A 17943-nucleotide genomic window follows, 5' to 3' on the forward strand; every position below is an offset into this window, starting at 1 on the left:
TAAATGAAATATGACATCAAGGATATCAAACTAGCCAAAAAAGGCGCTTTGCGTATCGAATGGGCGCGGAACAACATGCCGGTATTAGCCCTGATCGCCCGGCGCTTTAAGAAAGAGCAGCCGTTAAAAGGCCTGACTATAGCCGCCTGCCTGCATGTCACTACTGAGACAGGCGTGTTGATGGAGGTATTGAAGGCCGGAGGCGCTAATGTGGCTGTTTGCGCGTCCAATCCTTTGTCTACCCAGGATGATGTAGCCGCTTCTTTGGCGCAGAACCTGAAGGTCCCGGTCTTCGCGATCAAAGGCGAAGACACAAAGACTTATTATAATCATATCCGTTCGGCTTTGGCGCTATCGCCTAATGTCACCATGGATGACGGGGCTGACCTTGTTTCGGTGATCCATCAGAACCCGGGGCTGTACTGCCGCAAAGGAATTATCGGCGGCACAGAAGAAACCACTACCGGGGTTATACGTTTGCGCGCGTTGGCCAAGGACGGAAAGCTGCGTTATCCGATCATCGCGGTGAACGACGCCATGACCAAGCATATGTTCGATAACCGTTACGGTACAGGCCAGTCAACGATCGACGGGATAATCCGGGCTACGAATAAACTGGTAGCGGGGTCTAATTTTGTGGTTTGCGGTTATGGCTGGTGCGGAAGAGGGCTGGCCAGCAGGGCTCAGGGAATGGGCGCGAATGTGATCGTGGTAGAGGTTTCTCCGCTTAAGGGTTTGGAAGCGGTCATGGACGGATACAGGGTTATGACCATTAAAGAGGCCAGTAAGATCGGCGATATATTCGTCACGGTCACCGGGGATATCAACGTTATCCGCAAAGAGCATTTTCAGACGATGAAAGACGGGGCGATAGTGGCTAATTCCGGTCATTTTAACGCCGAGATAGAGATCTCCGCTTTGGAAAAGCTGTCTAAAAGCAAAAGGATCATCCGCGATTTCGTGCTTGAATACAACTTGAAAAGCGGCCGCAGGGTATACCTGCTGGGCGAGGGGAGATTGATCAATCTCGCCGCGGCTGAAGGCCACCCCGCACAGGTCATGGATATGTCGTTTTCCAACCAGGCATTGGGCGTGGAATATATGAAGAGGTATTATAAAGAACTGGGAAATGACGTGTATAAAGTCCCGGAGCCTATTGATAACGAGATCGCCAGGCTTAAATTGAAGTCAATGGGCGTGTCAGTGGATAAATTGACTGCTGAGCAGGAAAAATATCTGTCAAGTTGGGAAATGGGTACTTGAAATGTTTGCCCCGGCTCAGAAACTGCTGTGAAAAGCGCAAATCCTTTTCACAGCATTCGCCGGGATAAATTCGCAGACGTTTCACTATAACTTGCGTCGCTAAAAACACTCCGTAAGTTATCTGCTCATTTAGGAAATGGGTACTTGAAATGTTTGCCCCGGCTCAGAAACTGCTGTGAAAAGCGCAAATCCTTTTTACAGCATTCGCCGGGATAAATTCGCACATATAGCTTATGTCGTGGTAATAAGCAATTAACAGCTCCATAAGTTATGTGCTCATTGAGGAACGGATTATGTCTATACGAAGAATAGGGGTATTGACTTCCGGCGGTGATTCTCCGGGGATGAACGCGGCCGTGCGCGCTGTGGTGCGTGCGGGAACGAACAGTAACCTGGAAATGATGGGGATATTCCGCGGTTATTCCGGGTTGATCAATGAGGAGTTAAAGGTCCTTGACCATCGTTCGGTCTCGAATATAATATCGCGCGGCGGGACGATCCTGAAAACAGCGCGCTGCCCGGAATTCTTAAGTGAAGCCGGTCAGCAGAGGGCTGTCCAGACCATAAAGAAATTCAATATTGACGGGTTGGCCTTGATTGGAGGGGACGGGACTTACCACGGGGGCATTGTATTATCCAAAAAATGGAATATCCCTTGTATTGGCATCCCCGGGACGATAGATAACGATATAAACGGCACGGATTCCACAATAGGCGCGGATACCGCGGTAAATACCGCATTGGACGCCATTGATAAGATCCGGGATACCGTTACTTCCATGGAGCGGGTTTTTGTAGTCGAAGTCATGGGCAGGGAATCAGGTTTTATTGCCATGCAAGTCAGTCTGGCCGGAGGCACGGAAGATGTTTTGATCCCTGAACGTAAATTCGACCTGCATAAAATGTGCCATGATATAGTGGAAGGCAATCTTCGGGGCAAGGTAAGTTGGATAGTTGTGGTCGCCGAAGGCGCGGCTAAGGCCGAAGATGTTGCCCGTCAGATCACCGAGATCACTACCCTGGAAACGCGCGTGGCAGTATTAGGGCATGTCCAGCGCGGAGGGGCTCCTACGGCAAAAGACCGGATCCTGGCCAGCAGGCTGGGCGCGGAGGCGGTAAAACTGCTGGCTGAAGGCGTATCCGGGAAATCCGTGGGCGTTATCTCGGATGAGATCAACATAGTTGACCTGGAATTCGCGATCACCAAGAAAGAGGTCAACACGGATAATTTCTATAATTTGATCAGAACTTTAACTTAACGTTGTCCCGACGCCTGAACGCTGCGGTGATTCAAAAGAAATCACCTTGCAGGCGCCGGGATCCCCGCTTACGCGGGATTTCACTGAATAATCGTTTCGGTGTTTAATAATTCGCACTTATAACTTATGTCGTAGCAATAAGCAGTTGACAGCTCCATAAGTTATGTGCTCATTAAGGAGAGTAAGATGGGAAGAAAACCGGTTGATGTCCAGAAATTAGCGAAAGACCTGATAATGACGGATGACCTGGCGGTAAAAAAGGCCCTGGCCAAGAAGATAAGCGACCTGGCCTATAAAAAGGGGATATATCTGTCCAGTATACACGATTTTTACATGGCCCGCGGCAAAGGCGAATTCACCGGATTTACCGTGCCGGCGATCAATCTGCGCTGCATGACCTATGACCTGGCCAGGGCGATATTCAGGGTAGCCAAAAAGAACAACGCCGCGGCTTTTATCTTTGAGATCGCCAAGTCGGAGATGGGTTATACCGCCCAGCCGCCGATCGAATATTCCAGCGTGATACTGGCAGCCGCCATAAAAGAGGGATTCAGCGGACCGGTGTTCATCCAGGGCGACCATTTCCAGGTCAACGCCAAGAAATTCGCAGAGGACCCGGAAAAGGAAATAGAAAGCCTGAAGGCCTTGATCAACGAAGCGGTGGAGAACGGGTTCTACAATATTGATATTGATTCTTCGACCGTGGTTGACCTGACCAAGAGCGACATTAAGAAGCAGCAGTTGAACAATTATAAGGCCTGCGCCAAACTTACCCAGTTCATCCGCAGGATAGAACCGCGCGGTATTGAGGTATCGGTAGGCGGGGAGATCGGAGAAGTGGGGAGCAAGAATTCCACTCCTGAAGACCTGCGGGCGTTTATGACCGGATACAAAGAGGCTTTGCGCAAAGGCCTTACCGGCATAAGCAAGATCAGCATTCAGACCGGGACTTCGCACGGCGGTGTGGTATTGCCTGACGGCAGCGTTGCCAAGGTCAATCTTGATTTTGATACGCTGAAGAATCTCTCTAAGTTAGCCCAGCAGGAATTCGGCCTGGCCGGCGCGGTACAGCACGGCGCGTCCACTCTGCCGGATGACGCGTTTCACCATTTTCCGGAGAACGATACCGCCGAAGTCCATCTGGCTACCAGTTTCCAGAACATGATCTATGACAGCAAGCATTTTCCGGCGGAGCTAAAAACGAAGATCTATGAATGGCTTACGGTGAACTCCGCCTCTGAGAAGAAGGCCGGGGATTCCGATGACCAGTTTTTCTATAAGGCCCGCAAAAAGGCGTTGGGGCCGTTCAAGAAAGAGATAATGAGCCTGCCGGACCAGGTGCGCGACGCGATTGCCGCCGAAATCGAGGATAAATTCGATTTCCTTTTTAAGCAGTTGAACGCGGTGAACAACCGGGAGCTGGTTGATAAATACATAAAGCTGAAGAGGGTGATCATTCGCAAGAGAAAAGAAACCGGGCCGGTGCATCATGACGGAGAAGGCGCTGATTAGTCTATAGTTGATAATCGATAGTCTATAATCAATTATAATGAAAGAGGTGACAATGCGCTCAGATACGATCAAGAAAGGTTTGGAAAGAGTTCCTCACCGCGCGCTTTTGCACGCGACCGGATTGGGCAGAAAAGACCTGGCTCGCCCGTTCATCGGCGTGGCTACGTCCTTCACCGACCTTATCCCCGGGCATATCGGGATGCGCGATCTGGAGCGTTTTATAGAACGCGGCGTCTGTTACGGAGGAGGAGTGCCCTTTTTCTTCGGCATCCCCGGGATCTGCGACGGTATTGCTATGGGGCATTTGGGTATGTGCTATCCTTTGGCGACCAGAGAGTTGATCGCCGATTCCATTGAATCTGTCTGCAACGCGCATCAGTTGGACGGTCTGGTTTGCCTGACTAACTGTGATAAGATAACTCCCGGCATGATCATGGCCGCGACCAGGTTGAATATTCCCACTATAGTAGTTACCGCCGGGCCGATGATGAGCGGCAGGTTTCGTAAGAAGAAACTGGCTTTTGTCCACGATTCATATGAAGCCTTGGCCAGGGCTAAAAAAGGCGATATCTCTCCGGAAGAACTGACTTGCCTGGAGATGGAGGCTTGTCCAGGGGCGGGTTCATGCCAGGGTTTGTACACCGCCAATACTATGGCTTGTTTGACCGAGGCTATGGGAATGTCGCTTCCCGGCTGCGGCACGGCGCTGGCGGTCTCCGCCAAGAAGCGCAGGATCGCCCAGGCCAGCGGCGAAAGGATAGTCCAGTTGGTCAGGAAGGATATCAAGCCGAAGGATATTATCAACAAAAAATCCCTGGAAAACGCCATCCGCGTGGATATGGCTTTAGGCGGTTCGAGCAATACGGTGCTGCATCTGACCGCTATTGCCCATGAGGCTGGTATAAAACTCGATCTGAAGAAATTTGACGATGTATCCAAAGATACTTCGCATATAACCTTATTGGAACCCGCGGGAAGCCATTATATGGAAGACCTGGAGTATGCCGGAGGGATACCCGCGGTGCTTAAGAGATTGAAGGGAAAACTCAACAATACAATGACGGCAAGCGGCAGCAAGGTTTACGCGATCGCTGATAATGCGGAAATAGCCGATGATGAAGTTATCCGGCCGTTTAGCCGCGCCTATCATAAGGAAGGCGGTATCGCGGTGCTTTACGGGAACCTCGCACCTAACGGCGCGGTGGTCAAGCAGTCCGCGGTCAGCCCCAAGATGATGAAATTTACCGGTAAAGCCAGGGTCTTTAACCGGGAAGAAGAAGCTATGCAGGTGATCCTCGCCCAGAATGTCCATCCCGGCGAGGTCCTGGTGATCCGTTATGAAGGGCCTTCGGGAGGCCCGGGTATGCGCGAGATGCTCGCGCCCACCGCCGCTATCGTGGGTATGGGCCTGGCTGAATCCGTTGCCCTGATCACCGACGGAAGATTTTCCGGCGGGACCAGCGGCCCTTGCCTGGGGCATGTCTCTCCGGAAGCCGCCGCAAAAGGACCGATTGCGATTATCAAAAACGGCGATATAATAAACATAGATATACCTAACCGTAAACTTGAGGTTAAATTAACCAAGGCGCAGATCGCCAAAAGATTTAAAAACTGGAAAGCGGTGGAACCGAAGATCAAGACCGGATACCTTGCCAGGTACAGCCGGATGGTTTCATCCGCGGATAAAGGAGCGGTGGTCAGCTAATATGAACGGCGCGCAGATATTAATAGAGTGTCTTAAGAAAGAGGGCGTTGAGGTTATCTTCGGGTATCCCGGGGGACAGGTCCTGCCTTTGTTCGATAAGCTTTACGATGCGCCTGTAAGGTTTATTCTGGTCAGGCATGAACAAGCTGCCGCACACGCGGCTGACGGTTATGCCCGGGCCACCGGAAAGGTCGGGGTTTGCCTGGCTACATCAGGGCCGGGCGCGACTAACCTGGTTACCGGCATAGCCAATGCCTTTATGGATTCCATTCCCATGGTCGCCATTACCGGACAGGTGAAATCTTTCCTGATCGGCAATGATGCCTTTCAGGAAGCGGATATCACCGGCATAACCCGTCCGGTCACCAAACATAACTTTTTAGTCAAAGACGTAAAGGACCTGGCCCGGATCGTGCGCGAGGCTTTTCATATCGCCTCTACCGGCCGCCCCGGCCCGGTGCTTATTGATATCCCGACGGATATTCAGATGCAGGAAATCGAATTTATCTGGCCGGAGACTGTCGAGATGCGCAGTTATAAACCCACATATTTCGGCCATCCCGGACAGATCAAGAAAGCGGTAAAGCTGATCAATGAGTCGAAGAAACCGATAATCTACGCCGGCGGCGGCGTGATCCTTTCCAACGCCTCGGCGGAGCTTCGTGAATTCGCCGATAAGATCAAAGCGCCTGTGACCATGACCCTGATGGGCCTGGGCGCATTCCCGGCTGACAGCCCGTTTTCCCTGGGCATGCTCGGGATGCACGGTACCGCTTACGCTAATCACGCGGTCATGACAGCTGACCTGATAATAGCGGTCGGCAGCCGTTTTGACGACCGGGTTACCGGAAAGCTGGATACCTTTGCCAAGAACGCCAAGATAATACATATAGATATAGATCCGTCATCGATCAGCAAAAACGTCAAGGTGGATATACCGATTGTCGGCGACGTTAAGAACGTCCTGGGGCAGTTGTTGGAAGAGATCAAGAAAGGCCCGGATACAAGGGATTGGCTGAAGACCGTCGAATCTTTGAAGAAGAAGCATCCTTTAAAATATGAGGGTAAAGAAAAGATCAACCCGCAGTATATAATCGAGCAGATCTCGGAGATAACCGGTTCGAACGCGATCATTGCTACCGAGGTGGGGCAGCATCAGATGTGGGCCGCCCAGTGGTATAAACATATGCATCCGCGGTCGTTTATTTCTTCGGGCGGATTAGGGACGATGGGCTTTGGGTTCCCCGCGGCAATGGGCGCTAAAGTCGCCTGCCCGGATAAAACGGTATTCAATATCGCCGGAGACGGCTCGATCCAGATGAATATACAGGAACTGGCCACCTGCGTTTGCAACAAAATAAACGTGAAGGTGGCGATATTGAACAACGGTTACCTGGGTATGGTCAGGCAATGGCAGGAGCTTTTCTATAAACACCGCTACGCTTATACCTGTTTGTATAACCCGGATTTCGTTAAGCTTGCCGAAAGTTACGGCGCAATGGGCATCAGGGTTACCACAAAAGAAGAGGTTAGGCCGGCTATAGAAAAAGCGATCGCCACCGATAATGTGGTTTTCATCGATTTCCACGTCGAGCCTGAAGAGAACGTGTTTCCTATGGTCCCTGCGGGTGAGTCCATCGATAAGATGATCGGAGGCCTGGCATGAGACACACGATCTCGGTCTTAGTTGAGAATAAATTCGGGGTGTTGGCGCGCATCGCCGGGCTTTTCAGCGCCCGGGGTTATAATATCGCTTCTTTAGCGGTCAGCGAGACGCAGGATCCGGCTATATCTTATATGACTATTGTGGTTGACGCCAAGGATGAGAAGATCCTGGAGCAGATCAAGAAGCAGTTGAATAAGCTGATCGATGTGGTCACGGTCACTGATTTCACCAAGAAGGACCATGTCGAGCGCGAGTTGATATTGGCTAAGATCAATCTGGCGGCCAAGGATAAGCCCCGGCTGGAGAAATTGCTGAATAAATACGCCGGGCAAATGATCCAGCATAAATCCGATATCGCCATAATCGCGGTTGTCGGCGAGCAGGCGCAGATCAAGCTTCTGCTTGAGGGCCTGAAAGGGTTCGGGGTCAAGGAGTTAGTAAGGACAGGCAAAATAGCGGTAGGCTGAATTGATCTATAGTCGATAATCTATAATCGATAGTCTCAGACGGATGTATTTCATTAAATCAAGCGGTTTAAAAAACAACCAGGAGGAGAAATGGCTAAGATCTATTATGACAATGACGCTGACCTGAATCTTCTTAAAGGCAAGAAGATCGCGATCATCGGATACGGTATCCAGGGCAGGGGACAGTCTTTATGTCTGAGGGATTCGGGATGCGATGTTGTGGTTTCGGAGATGGAAGGCACGCCGAATTTCGAACAGGCTAAAAAAGACGGGTTCATCCCGGTTTCCGCCGCTGAAGCGGCAAAACAGGCGGATATAATCCAGATCCTCACCCAGGATCATGTCCAGGCTAAAGTTTATAGCGAATCTATAAAGCCCAACCTGAAAAAAGGCAAAGCGCTTTGTTTCTCGCACGGGTTCAATATCCGTTTTAAACAGATAAAACCCGGGAAGAACATTGATGTATTCATGATCGCCCCTAAAGGCCCTGGCGCTCTGGTCAGGCGTATGTATGAGGAAGGAAAAGGCGTTCCTTGTTTGATCGCTGTTTTCCAGGATGCCACAGGCCAGGCCAAGCAATTGGCGTTAGCTTACGCGAAAGGCCTTAAGGCTACCACTGCCGGCGTGATCGAAACCACTTTCGAGGAAGAGACCGAGACCGACCTTTTCGGCGAACAGGCGGTTCTTTGCGGCGGTGTAAGCGAGTTGATCAAAGCCGGGTTTGATACTCTGATCGAAGCCGGATACCAGCCGGAGATAGCGTATTTCGAAGTGCTGCATGAATTAAAGCTGATCACCGATTTGATCCAGGAAAAAGGGATCAGCGGGATGCGCCGGGGCGTTTCCAATACCGCCTGCTATGGCGATCTTTCCCGCGGCCCGAGGATCATTACCGAGAAGACCCGGAAAGAGATGAAGAAAATATTGAAAGAGATACAGAAAGGTAAATTCGCCAAGGAATGGATCAAAGAGAACGAATTAGGCCGGCCGAATTTTAACAAATTGCTCAAGGACGGCGATACGCATAAGATAGAAGAAGTAGGAAAGCAGCTCAGGGAAATGATGCCCTGGATGAAAAAATAATCAATAATCAAGACCCGGTCTTCTAACATACTGCGATTAGATGAGTTATAAGACCGGGTCTTGGAGACATATGGAAAAAATAATCATATTTGACACGACTCTGCGGGATGGAGAGCAGGCCCCTGGTGCTTCTTTGAACCATAAAGAAAAGCTGGAGGTGGCTTCCGGCCTGGCGGATCTGGGAGTGGATATAATCGAGGCAGGGTTCCCTGTTTCTTCGCCAGGTGATTTCGAATCAGTCAAGGCTATTGCCAAGTCCATCAAAGGCCCGGTAATTTGCGGCCTGGCCCGGGCGGTTAAAGCGGATATCGATGCAGTGCGGGACGCGGTAAAGCCGGCGCGTCGATCGCGGATCCACGTTTTTCTGGCTACTTCCAAGGTCCACATGCAGTATAAATTGAAGAAAGCTGAAGGCGAGATACTCAGGCTTGCGGTTGAGTCGGTCAAATACGCCAGGAACCTCTGCGGGGATATCGAGTTCTCCCCGGAAGACGCCTCGCGCACGGAAAGGGAATTCCTTTTTAAGGTCGTTGAGGCTGTGATCGCCGCCGGCGCTTCCACGGTTAATATCCCGGATACTGTCGGTTATACCGATCCCGGCGAATACGGGGACCTGATCAAGTCGATAAAATCGAATGTCTCGAATATCAATAAGGCGGTCATCTCGGTGCATTGTCATAATGACCTTGGCCTGGCCGTGGCTAATTCGCTTTCCGCGATCAAGAACGGGGCGAGGCAGGTTGAATGCACGGTGAATGGTATAGGCGAGAGGGCAGGCAACGCCTCGGTTGAAGAGATCGTTATGGCCTTGAAGACCCGCAAGGATATTTACTCCGGCCTGGAAACCCATATCAATACCAGCCAGATCTACAAGGTCTCCAGGTTGGTCAGCAAGCTTACCGGTTTCGCGGTCGCTCCCAATAAGGCTATTGTCGGCGGCAACGCCTTCAGGCATGAATCCGGGATACATCAGGACGGGGTGTTGAAAGAACGCTCGACCTATGAGATAATCCGGCCGGAAGATGTCGGCTTTACCGGCTCGGGGATCGTTCTGGGAAAGCATTCGGGCCGCCACGCACTTAACGAAAGACTGAAAGAGCTGGGTTTTATTAACCTAAGTCAGGCGGAGCTGGATAAAGTCAATGCCAGGTTCAAAGAGCTGGCGGATAAGAAGAAAACGGTTTTTGACGACGACCTCATCTCCCTTGTCGAGGATGAGATAAAGACCAGCAAGCCGGTGTGGAGCCTGGATAGTTTTGTCACTACTTCCGGGACCAGGATCGTCCCGTCCGCCGAGGTTGCCCTTAAATATAAGAGCCAGCTGGTTCGCGCTAAATCAACCGGCGACGGGCCGGTCGATGCCTGCTTTAAGGCCATAGACAAGCTCACCGGAATTAAATGCGAATTGCAGGATTACCGCATCGAGGCGGTCACCAAAGGCAAGGACGCTCTCGGAGAGGTCAGCCTTAAGCTGAAGGCAAAAGGCAAGGTCGCCTCCAGCCGCGGTTCAAGCACGGATATTATCGAGTCTTCAATCCGGGCGTATCTCAACGCAGTGAATAAGATCGAAAGCCTTTGACACAACTTACTTAATGATTAAAGAATCCGCCAAGCAGATTTACGGAATTCTGGGGTATCCCGCCAAACACAGCCTTTCCCCGTTAATGCACAACGCCGCTTTCAAAGCCCTGAATATCGACGCCGAATACCGCATATTTGAAATAGAACGCAATGCATTAGACGCGTTTTTCGCGGATATATTCAAGCAGGATATCAAGGGTTTCAACATAACCGTTCCCTATAAAGAAGAGGCGATCAGGTATTTGGATTACATACATCCGGACGCCCGGATGATCGCCGCGGTGAATACCGTAAAGGTCTCCGGACATAAACTGGAAGGTTTTAATACCGACGGCGCAGGGTTTATTAAAAGCCTCCATGAAGATCTGGGCTTCGACCCGAAAGGAATGAAGATCGCGGTTTTGGGGGCCGGTGGCGCAAGCAAGGCTATAACTTTTGCTCTGTGCGGGTTAAAACCCCGGAAGATCGCTATTTATAACCGTGACCTGGAAAAAGCCCGGCATTTGATTTTGCGGCTGGCTGAGAATTTCAAGGATATTGAATTAAAATTAGCCGCGAGGACCGAAGATCTGGACATCGAAGATGCCGACCTGCTGGTGAATACCACGTCCGTGGGAATGGCCCCGGGAGATAAATTGCTAATGGAGCCTAAATATTTGCGTAAAGGGCTTTTGGTTTATGACCTGGTTTATAATCCGGCCTGCACCAAACTTTTGGAAACAGCCCGGCAAAAAGGATGCCGGACGGCGAACGGGCTGGGCATGCTTTTGTACCAGGGTATGGGTTCATTACAGATATGGACCGGCAAAAAAGCGCCTAAATCCATAATGGAGGAAGCCATAAAGGAGGGGAAATGTTTATGAGAGCGAGAAGCTATTTTCTGATCCCGGTTTTTATCCTTATTGTTTTATCTTTGTTTGCCGCGGATACCTTTGCCGGGCTTGTTGATGATCAGGCTATGGCAAAAGGGGATGATTATTATAAGAAAATGAAGTATGACCAGGCCATATTGGAGTTCGGCAAGGTTATCGCGCTCGCTCCCCGGGATTCCTCCGGTTATGTCAATCGCGGGCTTGCCTACCGGGCCAAAGGGGATTTTGACAAGGCGATCGCTGATTTTGACAAAGCCCTGGAGATCGATCCCTCGGATCATACGGTATATAATGACCGCGGCAAGGCTTATGAATACAAAGGATACCTGATCAAGGCCCTGAGCGATTTCAGCAAGGCGATAAAGATCAATACCCGTTACGCGCAAGCGTATTATAACCGCGGGTTGGTCTATCAGAAGAAGTCGCATTATGAGCAGGCTATCGCTGATTACAACAAGGCTATCGCCATAAATCCACGGGAATACATCTTTTATTTGAGCCGGGGCGTGGCTTATTATTATCAAGGAAACCTGGAAAAGGCGATCGAGGATTGGAGCCGGCTTAACCGCAAAGATGTCCAGAGCCCGGTCAGGATAAAGATCCCTTTTGTGGCCGGGGATAAATAAATGCGAAAGATCTCACTTGCGTTATGGGCTATATTCGGACTCTGCGTTGCGTTTTTTATCTATACAAGGATCGCGTATTTTATCGAGGCCAGAACGGTCCTGCCGCAGGCCCGGGGGTTCGTCGGTAAATTCTACGCAAGGTATAACGCCAGGGATTTCGGTTACATATATGACAAGCTTTCTGCCGCGAAATTCAAGAAGAATATAAGCCGCCCGGATTTCGATAAACTAATGGGCATTGTGTACGCCAATCTGGGCAAGGCTAAAAGCGCCAAGTTGACCGGCTGGAATATCCGGCATTCCAAGGGCGCGCTTTATTGCGATATGCGCTATCGGATAACGCATGACAACGCTGAGGCTAAAGAGAATTTTACCCTGATTCGTTACCAGGGGGCGTGGCTTTTGTCAGGCTACCATATTAATTCGAAGAACCTGATCCTAAAAAAATAAGGTCATTTTAAAAAGGCAACAGTTTATGCTCGTCAGGGATCTTAAGCAGTGCCCGGAATTCGTCGCCGGTGACGGCTCGGTTTTGAGGGAATTGCTCCATCCGGATAAGGCGGATCTGCGCATCGGGTACAGCCTGGCGCGCGCCGCGGTAAAGCCCGGGCAGGTCACCATCCCACACCGGCTTAAAACATCCGAGGTGTATTATATACTCAACGGCAAAGGCGTTATGTATATCAACGGGAGGTCACGCAAGGTGCTGCCTGGCTGCGCGGTTTATATCCCTCCGGGAGCGCGGCAATATATAAAGAATACAGGACGGCAAAGCCTGCTTTTTTTGTGCATAGTAGATCCTGCCTGGCGCAAGGAAGATGAGAAAGTCTTTGTCTGATAAATCCACAATTTAAAGATTTATGAAGATCCTGATCGCCGTATTTATTATACTGGCTGCAATATCAATATGCGATATCGCCGTATCAGCGGCTCCGGTTGCCGGGAAGTAGATCTCTGCCGAGGACGCCCCGGCCGGGGTCAGGGCTTTGGATAAAAAGAAGATACCCGGGATAAGAACATCGCCGGGCAGGTAAAAACGGTCTGGGCAAAACTGCGGGAAGGATTTGAATAACATTGCAATCTGGTGTAATTGGCACCCCGCGCAATCGGAATATGCGTTGGTGTTGAGCCGTTATGATAATTACACCTGACGCAATCGGAATATGCGTCAGTGTTGAGCCTTTATGATAATTACACCTGACGCAATCGGAATATGCGTTGGTGTTGAGCCGTTATGATAATTACACCTGACGCAATCGGAATATGCGTTGGTGTTGAGCCGTTATGATAATTACACCTGACGCAATCGGAATATGCGTCAGTGTTGCCTAACTGGCAAGGAGGTTTTAATGCTGGAAAATATTTTTGTGTTTCTGTTCGGCGCGATCATCGGAAGTTTTCTGAATGTCTGTATATACCGGATGCCGTTGAATGAATCCGTGGTCAGCCCGGGTTCGCATTGCCCGAATTGCAAAAAAGCCATCCCCTGGTACGATAATATTCCATTTGTGAGCTATTGCCTGTTGCTGGGGCGGTGCCGTTACTGCAAAAAGATAATATCGCCGAGGTATTTGCTGGTGGAGCTCTTGACCGGGCTGGTTTTTTTAGCCATGTTCGTCCGTTTTGGATTGAGTTTTGAGTTTTTTCTTTACAGCCTGTTCATCTGCGGCTTGATCATTTCCACTTTTATAGACATCGGTTACCGGATCATCCCGGATGAGATATCACTGGGAGGGATAGTCGTCGGGTTGCTGTTAAGTTTGGTAAAAAGCCTTTTTATCGCCCATCCCGGAGCGAAATTCGCTCCGCTTTTGAATTCCTGCCTGGGGGTTATTGTCGGTGGAGGGATTATTTATCTGACCGGGTTTATTTTTGATCTGATATATTTTAAGCTGCTCAAGAAGCCTCCGATACAGGGAGAGACCGAATCTATGGGCGGAGGGGACGTGAAGCTCCTGGCGATGATCGGAGCGTTTTTGGGCTGGAAGATCGCTTTGTTCACTTTTTTTATCGCTCCGTTTTTTGGCGCAGCGGTTGGTTTGATGAACATAGCTGTTAAAAAAGATCATACCATCCCTTACGGACCGTTCTTGTCGCTGGCCGCGCTTATCGGGATATTCTGGATGGACACAGTGCTTAAGTTGTTGTTGCTGCGATAATTACAAGACCGGGTCTTGAAGGGGATGAGATGGCAGTTTTGCAGGGATTGGAGTATTATATTTCCAAAAGGATCGGCCGGGCGATCATTGATTACGGGATGATCAAGGCCGGCGATAAGATCGCTGTCGCGGTATCCGGCGGCAAAGACAGCATGACGCTGTTGCGGATACTTAATGCGCGCAGGCGTTTTGTCCCGGTCAAATACGATCTTATGGCAATTCATGTGGACCAGGGCTATCCGCGCTCTTATTCGGCGGCGCTGATCAAATATTTCCGCAAACTTAAGGTTGATTATCATATCGAGAAAACAGACGCCCTTAAGAAAACCAAGAAAAAGGATATTAATTGTTTCTGGTGCTCCTGGAACCGAAGGAAGTCGCTTTTTCAGGCCGCGGCTAAGCTGGGTTTTTCCAAAGTGGCGCTGGGCCATCACCAGGACGATATAGTCGAGACCGTGCTGTTGAACATGTTCTTTCAGGGTGAGATCTCCGGGATGCGTCCGAACCAGGAGTTGTTCAAAGGCAGGATAACCCTTATCCGCCCGATGGCCTATGTGGAGGAGGAGATGATCGCCAGGTTCGTCAAACAGGAGAAGATCCCCCATGACAGCTGCACCTGCCCTAATTCGGTAATATCACACCGCGCTAAAATGGGCAAGATCATCAGCGGCCTGCGTAAGACCTGTCCGGAAGTGAAAACCAATATTTTTCGCAGCCTTCAACGCATAAAAAAGGATTATCTGCTTTAACAAAACACGCCTAAGTGGTATAATAAGAAACGGTCAGACGCAGTATTTTAAGAATAAAACTACAACGAACGGGGCTATAAATGGTGTGGTTATTCGGGGCGTTATTCCTTGTCCTGGCGGGGATCATAATCGGCATTGTGCTGAAGATCTCATCCCAGGTTAACGAGCGGCTGAACCAGATGAATCATTCGCTGCAGGACGCCAACAAGGTGATCGGCCAGAGCCTGGGAAGCGCCACGAGCATATTCGGCAGCGTCAGCGAATCGCTGGGCCGGTTGGAGCAGAGCAACCGCCATATCTTCGAGATCAGCAAGGATATCGCCAGCCTGCAGGATCTTTTGCGCGCCCCGAAATTAAGGGGGCAGATCGGCGAGACCCTGCTGGAAGATTTGATGTCCCAGGTCCTGCCGGTTAAACATTTCCAAACGCAATACCGCTTCAGGACCTCCGATACAGTGGACGCGGTGATCAAGCTGGGCGAGCGGCTGGTCCCGGTGGACGCGAAATTCAGCCTGGAAAATTTTCAAAAAATGGCCGCCACCGACAACGAACAGGAGAAGAATTCCCTGCGCAAGAAGTTCATCCAGGATATAAAGAACCGGATCGACGAAATTGCCTCCAAATATATCCTCCCCCAGGAAAACACCTACGATTTTGCCCTGATGTATATCCCTGCGGAGAACGTCTATTACGAGGTCACCATCCAGCAGGAGCTTTTCGCGTATTCAATCTCCAAGAAAGTTATTCCGGTCTCGCCGAACACATTTTACGCCTATCTTCAGGTCATCTGCCTGGGGCTTAAAGGCCTTAAGGTCGAGGAGAACGCCAAGGAAATATTGAAACACCTGGGGATGCTTTCCGTGGAGATCTCCAAGTTCAAAGAGGATTTTGAGCTTTTAGGCAAGCATCTGTCCAACGCCCACCGCGCTTTTGACGACGGCGCTAAAAGGCTGGAGCGGCTTTCCGACCGTATGGCGGACATACAGGACAGTAAGCAGGTTGTTCAGGAATAAGGATATGAGGCTGGATATAAAAGTCGTTCCCGGTTCAAGCCGCAGCGCGGTCAAAAAGGAGAACGGCGTTTTGAAGGTTTATTTGACCAAGCCCGCCCATGACGGTGAGGCCAATGTCCAGTTGATCCGCGTATTGGCCGAATATCTGGGCATAAAAAAATACCAGTTGGAGATAATAAAAGGCCATACCAGCAGGAACAAGGTTGTTCAAATAGATGACGACGCCAACCCCGGTATTAAAAAATGATCAAGCCCGGCCTTTTTTGGGTTTATTCGATAAAGCCCTCGTTGTAGGGGTCAGCGGCCGCGGGCACGGGAATATGTCTTTGAATTACGGGGATACCCGGGATTCGCTGGATAACCGGAAGGATTTCTTAGGGGATTTAGGGATCGATCTATCCCGGCTGGTTTGCGCCAAACAAGTCCACGGATGCGCGGTGGCCCTGATCGAAGAGGCGGATGCGGGTAAAGGGGCTTGTTCTTACGTGGAAGCTATAGACAATACCGACGCGCTTATTACCAGGCAGCCCGGCCTGGCTTTGGCGATATTTACCGCTGATTGTTTGCCGGTATTTTTATATGACCCGTTGACCAATAGTATAGGTTTGGTCCACGCAGGATGGAAAGGGACAAAATCCGGTATCGCGGCTGAAACCGCAGGGCAGATGAAAAAGCGGTTTGGCGCCCGTTCCGGTGATCTGTGCGCCTGGATGGGACCGGCGATAGGCGGATGTTGTTATCAGGTCGGCCCGGAATTCGCGGATTTGTTCGTTTCCGGTTTGAGCGAAAAGGAAAACAGCCTTTATCTGGATTTGGCCGCGGTAAATAAAGAGCAGCTTTTATCATACGGTCTTAAGGATAAGAATATCTCGGCCGCAGGTCAGTGCACTATGTGTGATGGCGGGCAGTTGTTTTCGTATCGAAAGGAAGGCAAAGCCGCGGGCAGGATGATGTCAGTGATGATGCTCAGGGATTGCCGGATGGATAATCGCGCCAAGGAGCGCAGTAAAAGATGCGTATAATAGTTCTGATCACCGCGAAAGATAAAAAACAGGCCCGTCGGATAGCCGATGAGTTGGTAAGGTTCAAGTTGGCTGCCTGCGTGAACATTGTCGGGGATGTCCGCTCCATATTTATTTGGCAGGGTAAGACCGAACGTCAGGCAGAGGTGATCCTTATCGTCAAGTCCACTAAAGCCAGGTTCAAGGCGATAGTCAAGATGGTGAAATCTTTGCATAGCTATGAGGTCCCGGAGGTCATTGCCGTGCCTATTATTGACGGCAGCGGCGACTATTTAAGGTGGATCGATGAATCTGTCGGTTAGTCCCTGGGATTATCTTTTTTCCTTCTGGGGCGGGGTTTTGGTAAGTTTTACTCCCTGTATTTACCCGTTGATCCCGGTGAGCGTCGGGGTGATCGGGATAAAGGCCGCAGGCTCGCGTTTACGCGGATTCTTCCTAAGCCTGGTCTATGTGTCCGGCATAGCGGTAACGTATTCTATCCTTGGGCTTTTTGCTTCTTTGACCGGGCGTCTTTTTGGCGAGATCGCCTCGCATCCCTGGACTTATATCCTGGTCGGAGGGCTTATATCGCTCTTCGGGCTGAATATGCTCGGTTTATTTAATTTGCCTTTGCCGCAGGTAATAAAAATAAAGACCGGGGAGCGCAAGACCAAAGGTTTCCCGGCGGTTTTTTTGCTGGGTTTAAGTTCCGGGTTAGTGGCGTCACCGTGCGTGACCCCGGCGCTGGTCTCGATTTTAAGCCATATAGCCACTACCCGCAAGGTGGTTTACGGAATGACTCTTTTGATGACTTTCGCTTACGGCATGGGGTTCAGCCTTATACTGGCAGGGACGTTCTCCGGGCTATTGGTAAATATTCCCAGGTCGGGTAAATGGATGGTTTACATCAAGAGAATAGCCGGGGCGCTATTGTTGATCATGGCCGGGTATTTTATTTACAACGGGATCGAAAGGTTTTAAAAATGC

Annotated in this window: 20 protein-coding genes; 19 read left to right on the forward strand and 1 reads right to left on the reverse strand. The window is 50.3% G+C overall.

What is annotated here, in order from left to right:
- The first annotated feature begins 3 nt into the window (after nt 1–3).
- The 12 genes from ahcY to M0R35_03630 all read left to right on the forward strand — a co-directional run bounded on the left by ahcY (nt 4) and on the right by M0R35_03630 (nt 12872).
- Complete coding sequence (gene ahcY, locus M0R35_03575) at nt 4–1263, forward strand: adenosylhomocysteinase (protein MCK9594736.1); 1260 nt, start codon at nt 4–6, stop codon at nt 1261–1263.
- 293 nt (nt 1264–1556) lie between these two features.
- Nucleotides 1557–2522, forward strand: a complete 966-nt coding sequence (gene pfkA / locus M0R35_03580) for a 6-phosphofructokinase (GenBank protein ID MCK9594737.1) — start codon at nt 1557–1559, stop codon at nt 2520–2522.
- Nucleotides 2523–2708: 186 nt separating this feature from the next.
- Nucleotides 2709–4034, forward strand: coding sequence for a class II fructose-bisphosphate aldolase (locus M0R35_03585; GenBank protein MCK9594738.1), 1326 nt, complete (start codon nt 2709–2711; stop codon nt 4032–4034).
- A gap of 52 nt (nt 4035–4086) precedes the next feature.
- Entirely contained in the window at nt 4087–5739 is a 1653-nt protein-coding gene (ilvD, locus tag M0R35_03590) for a dihydroxy-acid dehydratase (protein ID MCK9594739.1), read from the forward strand.
- Nucleotide 5740: 1 nt separating this feature from the next.
- Nucleotides 5741–7405, forward strand: a complete 1665-nt coding sequence (ilvB, locus tag M0R35_03595) for a biosynthetic-type acetolactate synthase large subunit (GenBank protein ID MCK9594740.1) — start codon at nt 5741–5743, stop codon at nt 7403–7405.
- Nucleotides 7402–7872 carry an acetolactate synthase small subunit gene (ilvN, locus tag M0R35_03600; GenBank protein ID MCK9594741.1) on the forward strand — a complete coding sequence of 157 codons (471 nt, stop codon included), beginning with the start codon at nt 7402–7404 and terminating at the stop codon, nt 7870–7872. Before ilvB ends, ilvN begins: the two co-directional genes overlap by 4 nt.
- A 90-nt stretch (nt 7873–7962) precedes the next feature.
- Nucleotides 7963–8955, forward strand: a complete 993-nt coding sequence (gene ilvC / locus M0R35_03605; GenBank protein MCK9594742.1) for a ketol-acid reductoisomerase — start codon at nt 7963–7965, stop codon at nt 8953–8955.
- Between the two features lie 70 nt (nt 8956–9025).
- Complete coding sequence (locus M0R35_03610; protein ID MCK9594743.1) at nt 9026–10534, forward strand: 2-isopropylmalate synthase; 1509 nt, start codon at nt 9026–9028, stop codon at nt 10532–10534.
- A gap of 13 nt (nt 10535–10547) precedes the next feature.
- The gene (locus M0R35_03615) at nt 10548–11399 is read left to right on the forward strand and encodes a shikimate dehydrogenase (GenBank protein MCK9594744.1); all 852 of its coding nucleotides are present in this window, start codon (nt 10548–10550) and stop codon (nt 11397–11399) included.
- The gene (locus tag M0R35_03620) at nt 11396–12034 is read left to right on the forward strand and encodes a tetratricopeptide repeat protein (GenBank protein MCK9594745.1); all 639 of its coding nucleotides are present in this window, start codon (nt 11396–11398) and stop codon (nt 12032–12034) included. The genes M0R35_03615 and M0R35_03620 overlap by 4 nt, the downstream gene beginning before the upstream one ends.
- A complete protein-coding gene (locus M0R35_03625; protein MCK9594746.1) occupies nt 12035–12484 on the forward strand; it encodes a DUF4019 domain-containing protein in 450 nt (149 codons plus the stop codon). It abuts the gene before it with no gap.
- Nucleotides 12485–12509: 25 nt separating this feature from the next.
- Nucleotides 12510–12872, forward strand: a complete 363-nt coding sequence (locus tag M0R35_03630) for a cupin domain-containing protein (GenBank protein ID MCK9594747.1) — start codon at nt 12510–12512, stop codon at nt 12870–12872.
- Nucleotides 12873–12884: 12 nt separating this feature from the next.
- Here the strand turns inward: M0R35_03630 and M0R35_03635 are convergent, their stop codons facing one another.
- The gene (locus tag M0R35_03635; GenBank protein MCK9594748.1) at nt 12885–13109 is read right to left on the reverse strand and encodes a hypothetical protein; all 225 of its coding nucleotides are present in this window, start codon (nt 13107–13109) and stop codon (nt 12885–12887) included.
- A 274-nt stretch (nt 13110–13383) separates the two neighbouring features.
- Here M0R35_03635 and M0R35_03640 point away from each other — a divergent pair, with 274 nt between their 5' ends.
- The 7 genes from M0R35_03640 (at nt 13384) to M0R35_03670 (ending at nt 17937) form a co-directional block, all read left to right on the forward strand.
- A complete protein-coding gene (locus tag M0R35_03640) occupies nt 13384–14193 on the forward strand; it encodes a prepilin peptidase (protein MCK9594749.1) in 810 nt (269 codons plus the stop codon).
- Nucleotides 14194–14222: 29 nt separating this feature from the next.
- A complete protein-coding gene (locus tag M0R35_03645; GenBank protein ID MCK9594750.1) occupies nt 14223–14942 on the forward strand; it encodes a tRNA 2-thiocytidine(32) synthetase TtcA in 720 nt (239 codons plus the stop codon).
- An 80-nt stretch (nt 14943–15022) separates the two neighbouring features.
- Nucleotides 15023–15955, forward strand: coding sequence for a DNA recombination protein RmuC (locus M0R35_03650; GenBank protein ID MCK9594751.1), 933 nt, complete (start codon nt 15023–15025; stop codon nt 15953–15955).
- A gap of 4 nt (nt 15956–15959) precedes the next feature.
- Nucleotides 15960–16202 carry a DUF167 domain-containing protein gene (locus M0R35_03655; protein MCK9594752.1) on the forward strand — a complete coding sequence of 81 codons (243 nt, stop codon included), beginning with the start codon at nt 15960–15962 and terminating at the stop codon, nt 16200–16202.
- Nucleotides 16171–16977: a peptidoglycan editing factor PgeF gene (gene pgeF, locus M0R35_03660; protein ID MCK9594753.1), complete on the forward strand. Its 807-nt coding sequence runs from the start codon at nt 16171–16173 to the stop codon at nt 16975–16977. The genes M0R35_03655 and pgeF overlap by 32 nt, the downstream gene beginning before the upstream one ends.
- Nucleotides 16968–17279, forward strand: coding sequence for a divalent-cation tolerance protein CutA (locus M0R35_03665; GenBank protein ID MCK9594754.1), 312 nt, complete (start codon nt 16968–16970; stop codon nt 17277–17279). The genes pgeF and M0R35_03665 overlap by 10 nt, the downstream gene beginning before the upstream one ends.
- Complete coding sequence (locus M0R35_03670) at nt 17263–17937, forward strand: sulfite exporter TauE/SafE family protein (GenBank protein ID MCK9594755.1); 675 nt, start codon at nt 17263–17265, stop codon at nt 17935–17937. The genes M0R35_03665 and M0R35_03670 overlap by 17 nt, the downstream gene beginning before the upstream one ends.
- Nucleotides 17938–17943: the final 6 nt, after the last annotated feature.

This window comes from Candidatus Omnitrophota bacterium (assembly GCA_023227985.1).
Classification (GTDB): Bacteria; Omnitrophota; Gorgyraeia; order Gygaellales; family Profunditerraquicolaceae; genus JALOCB01.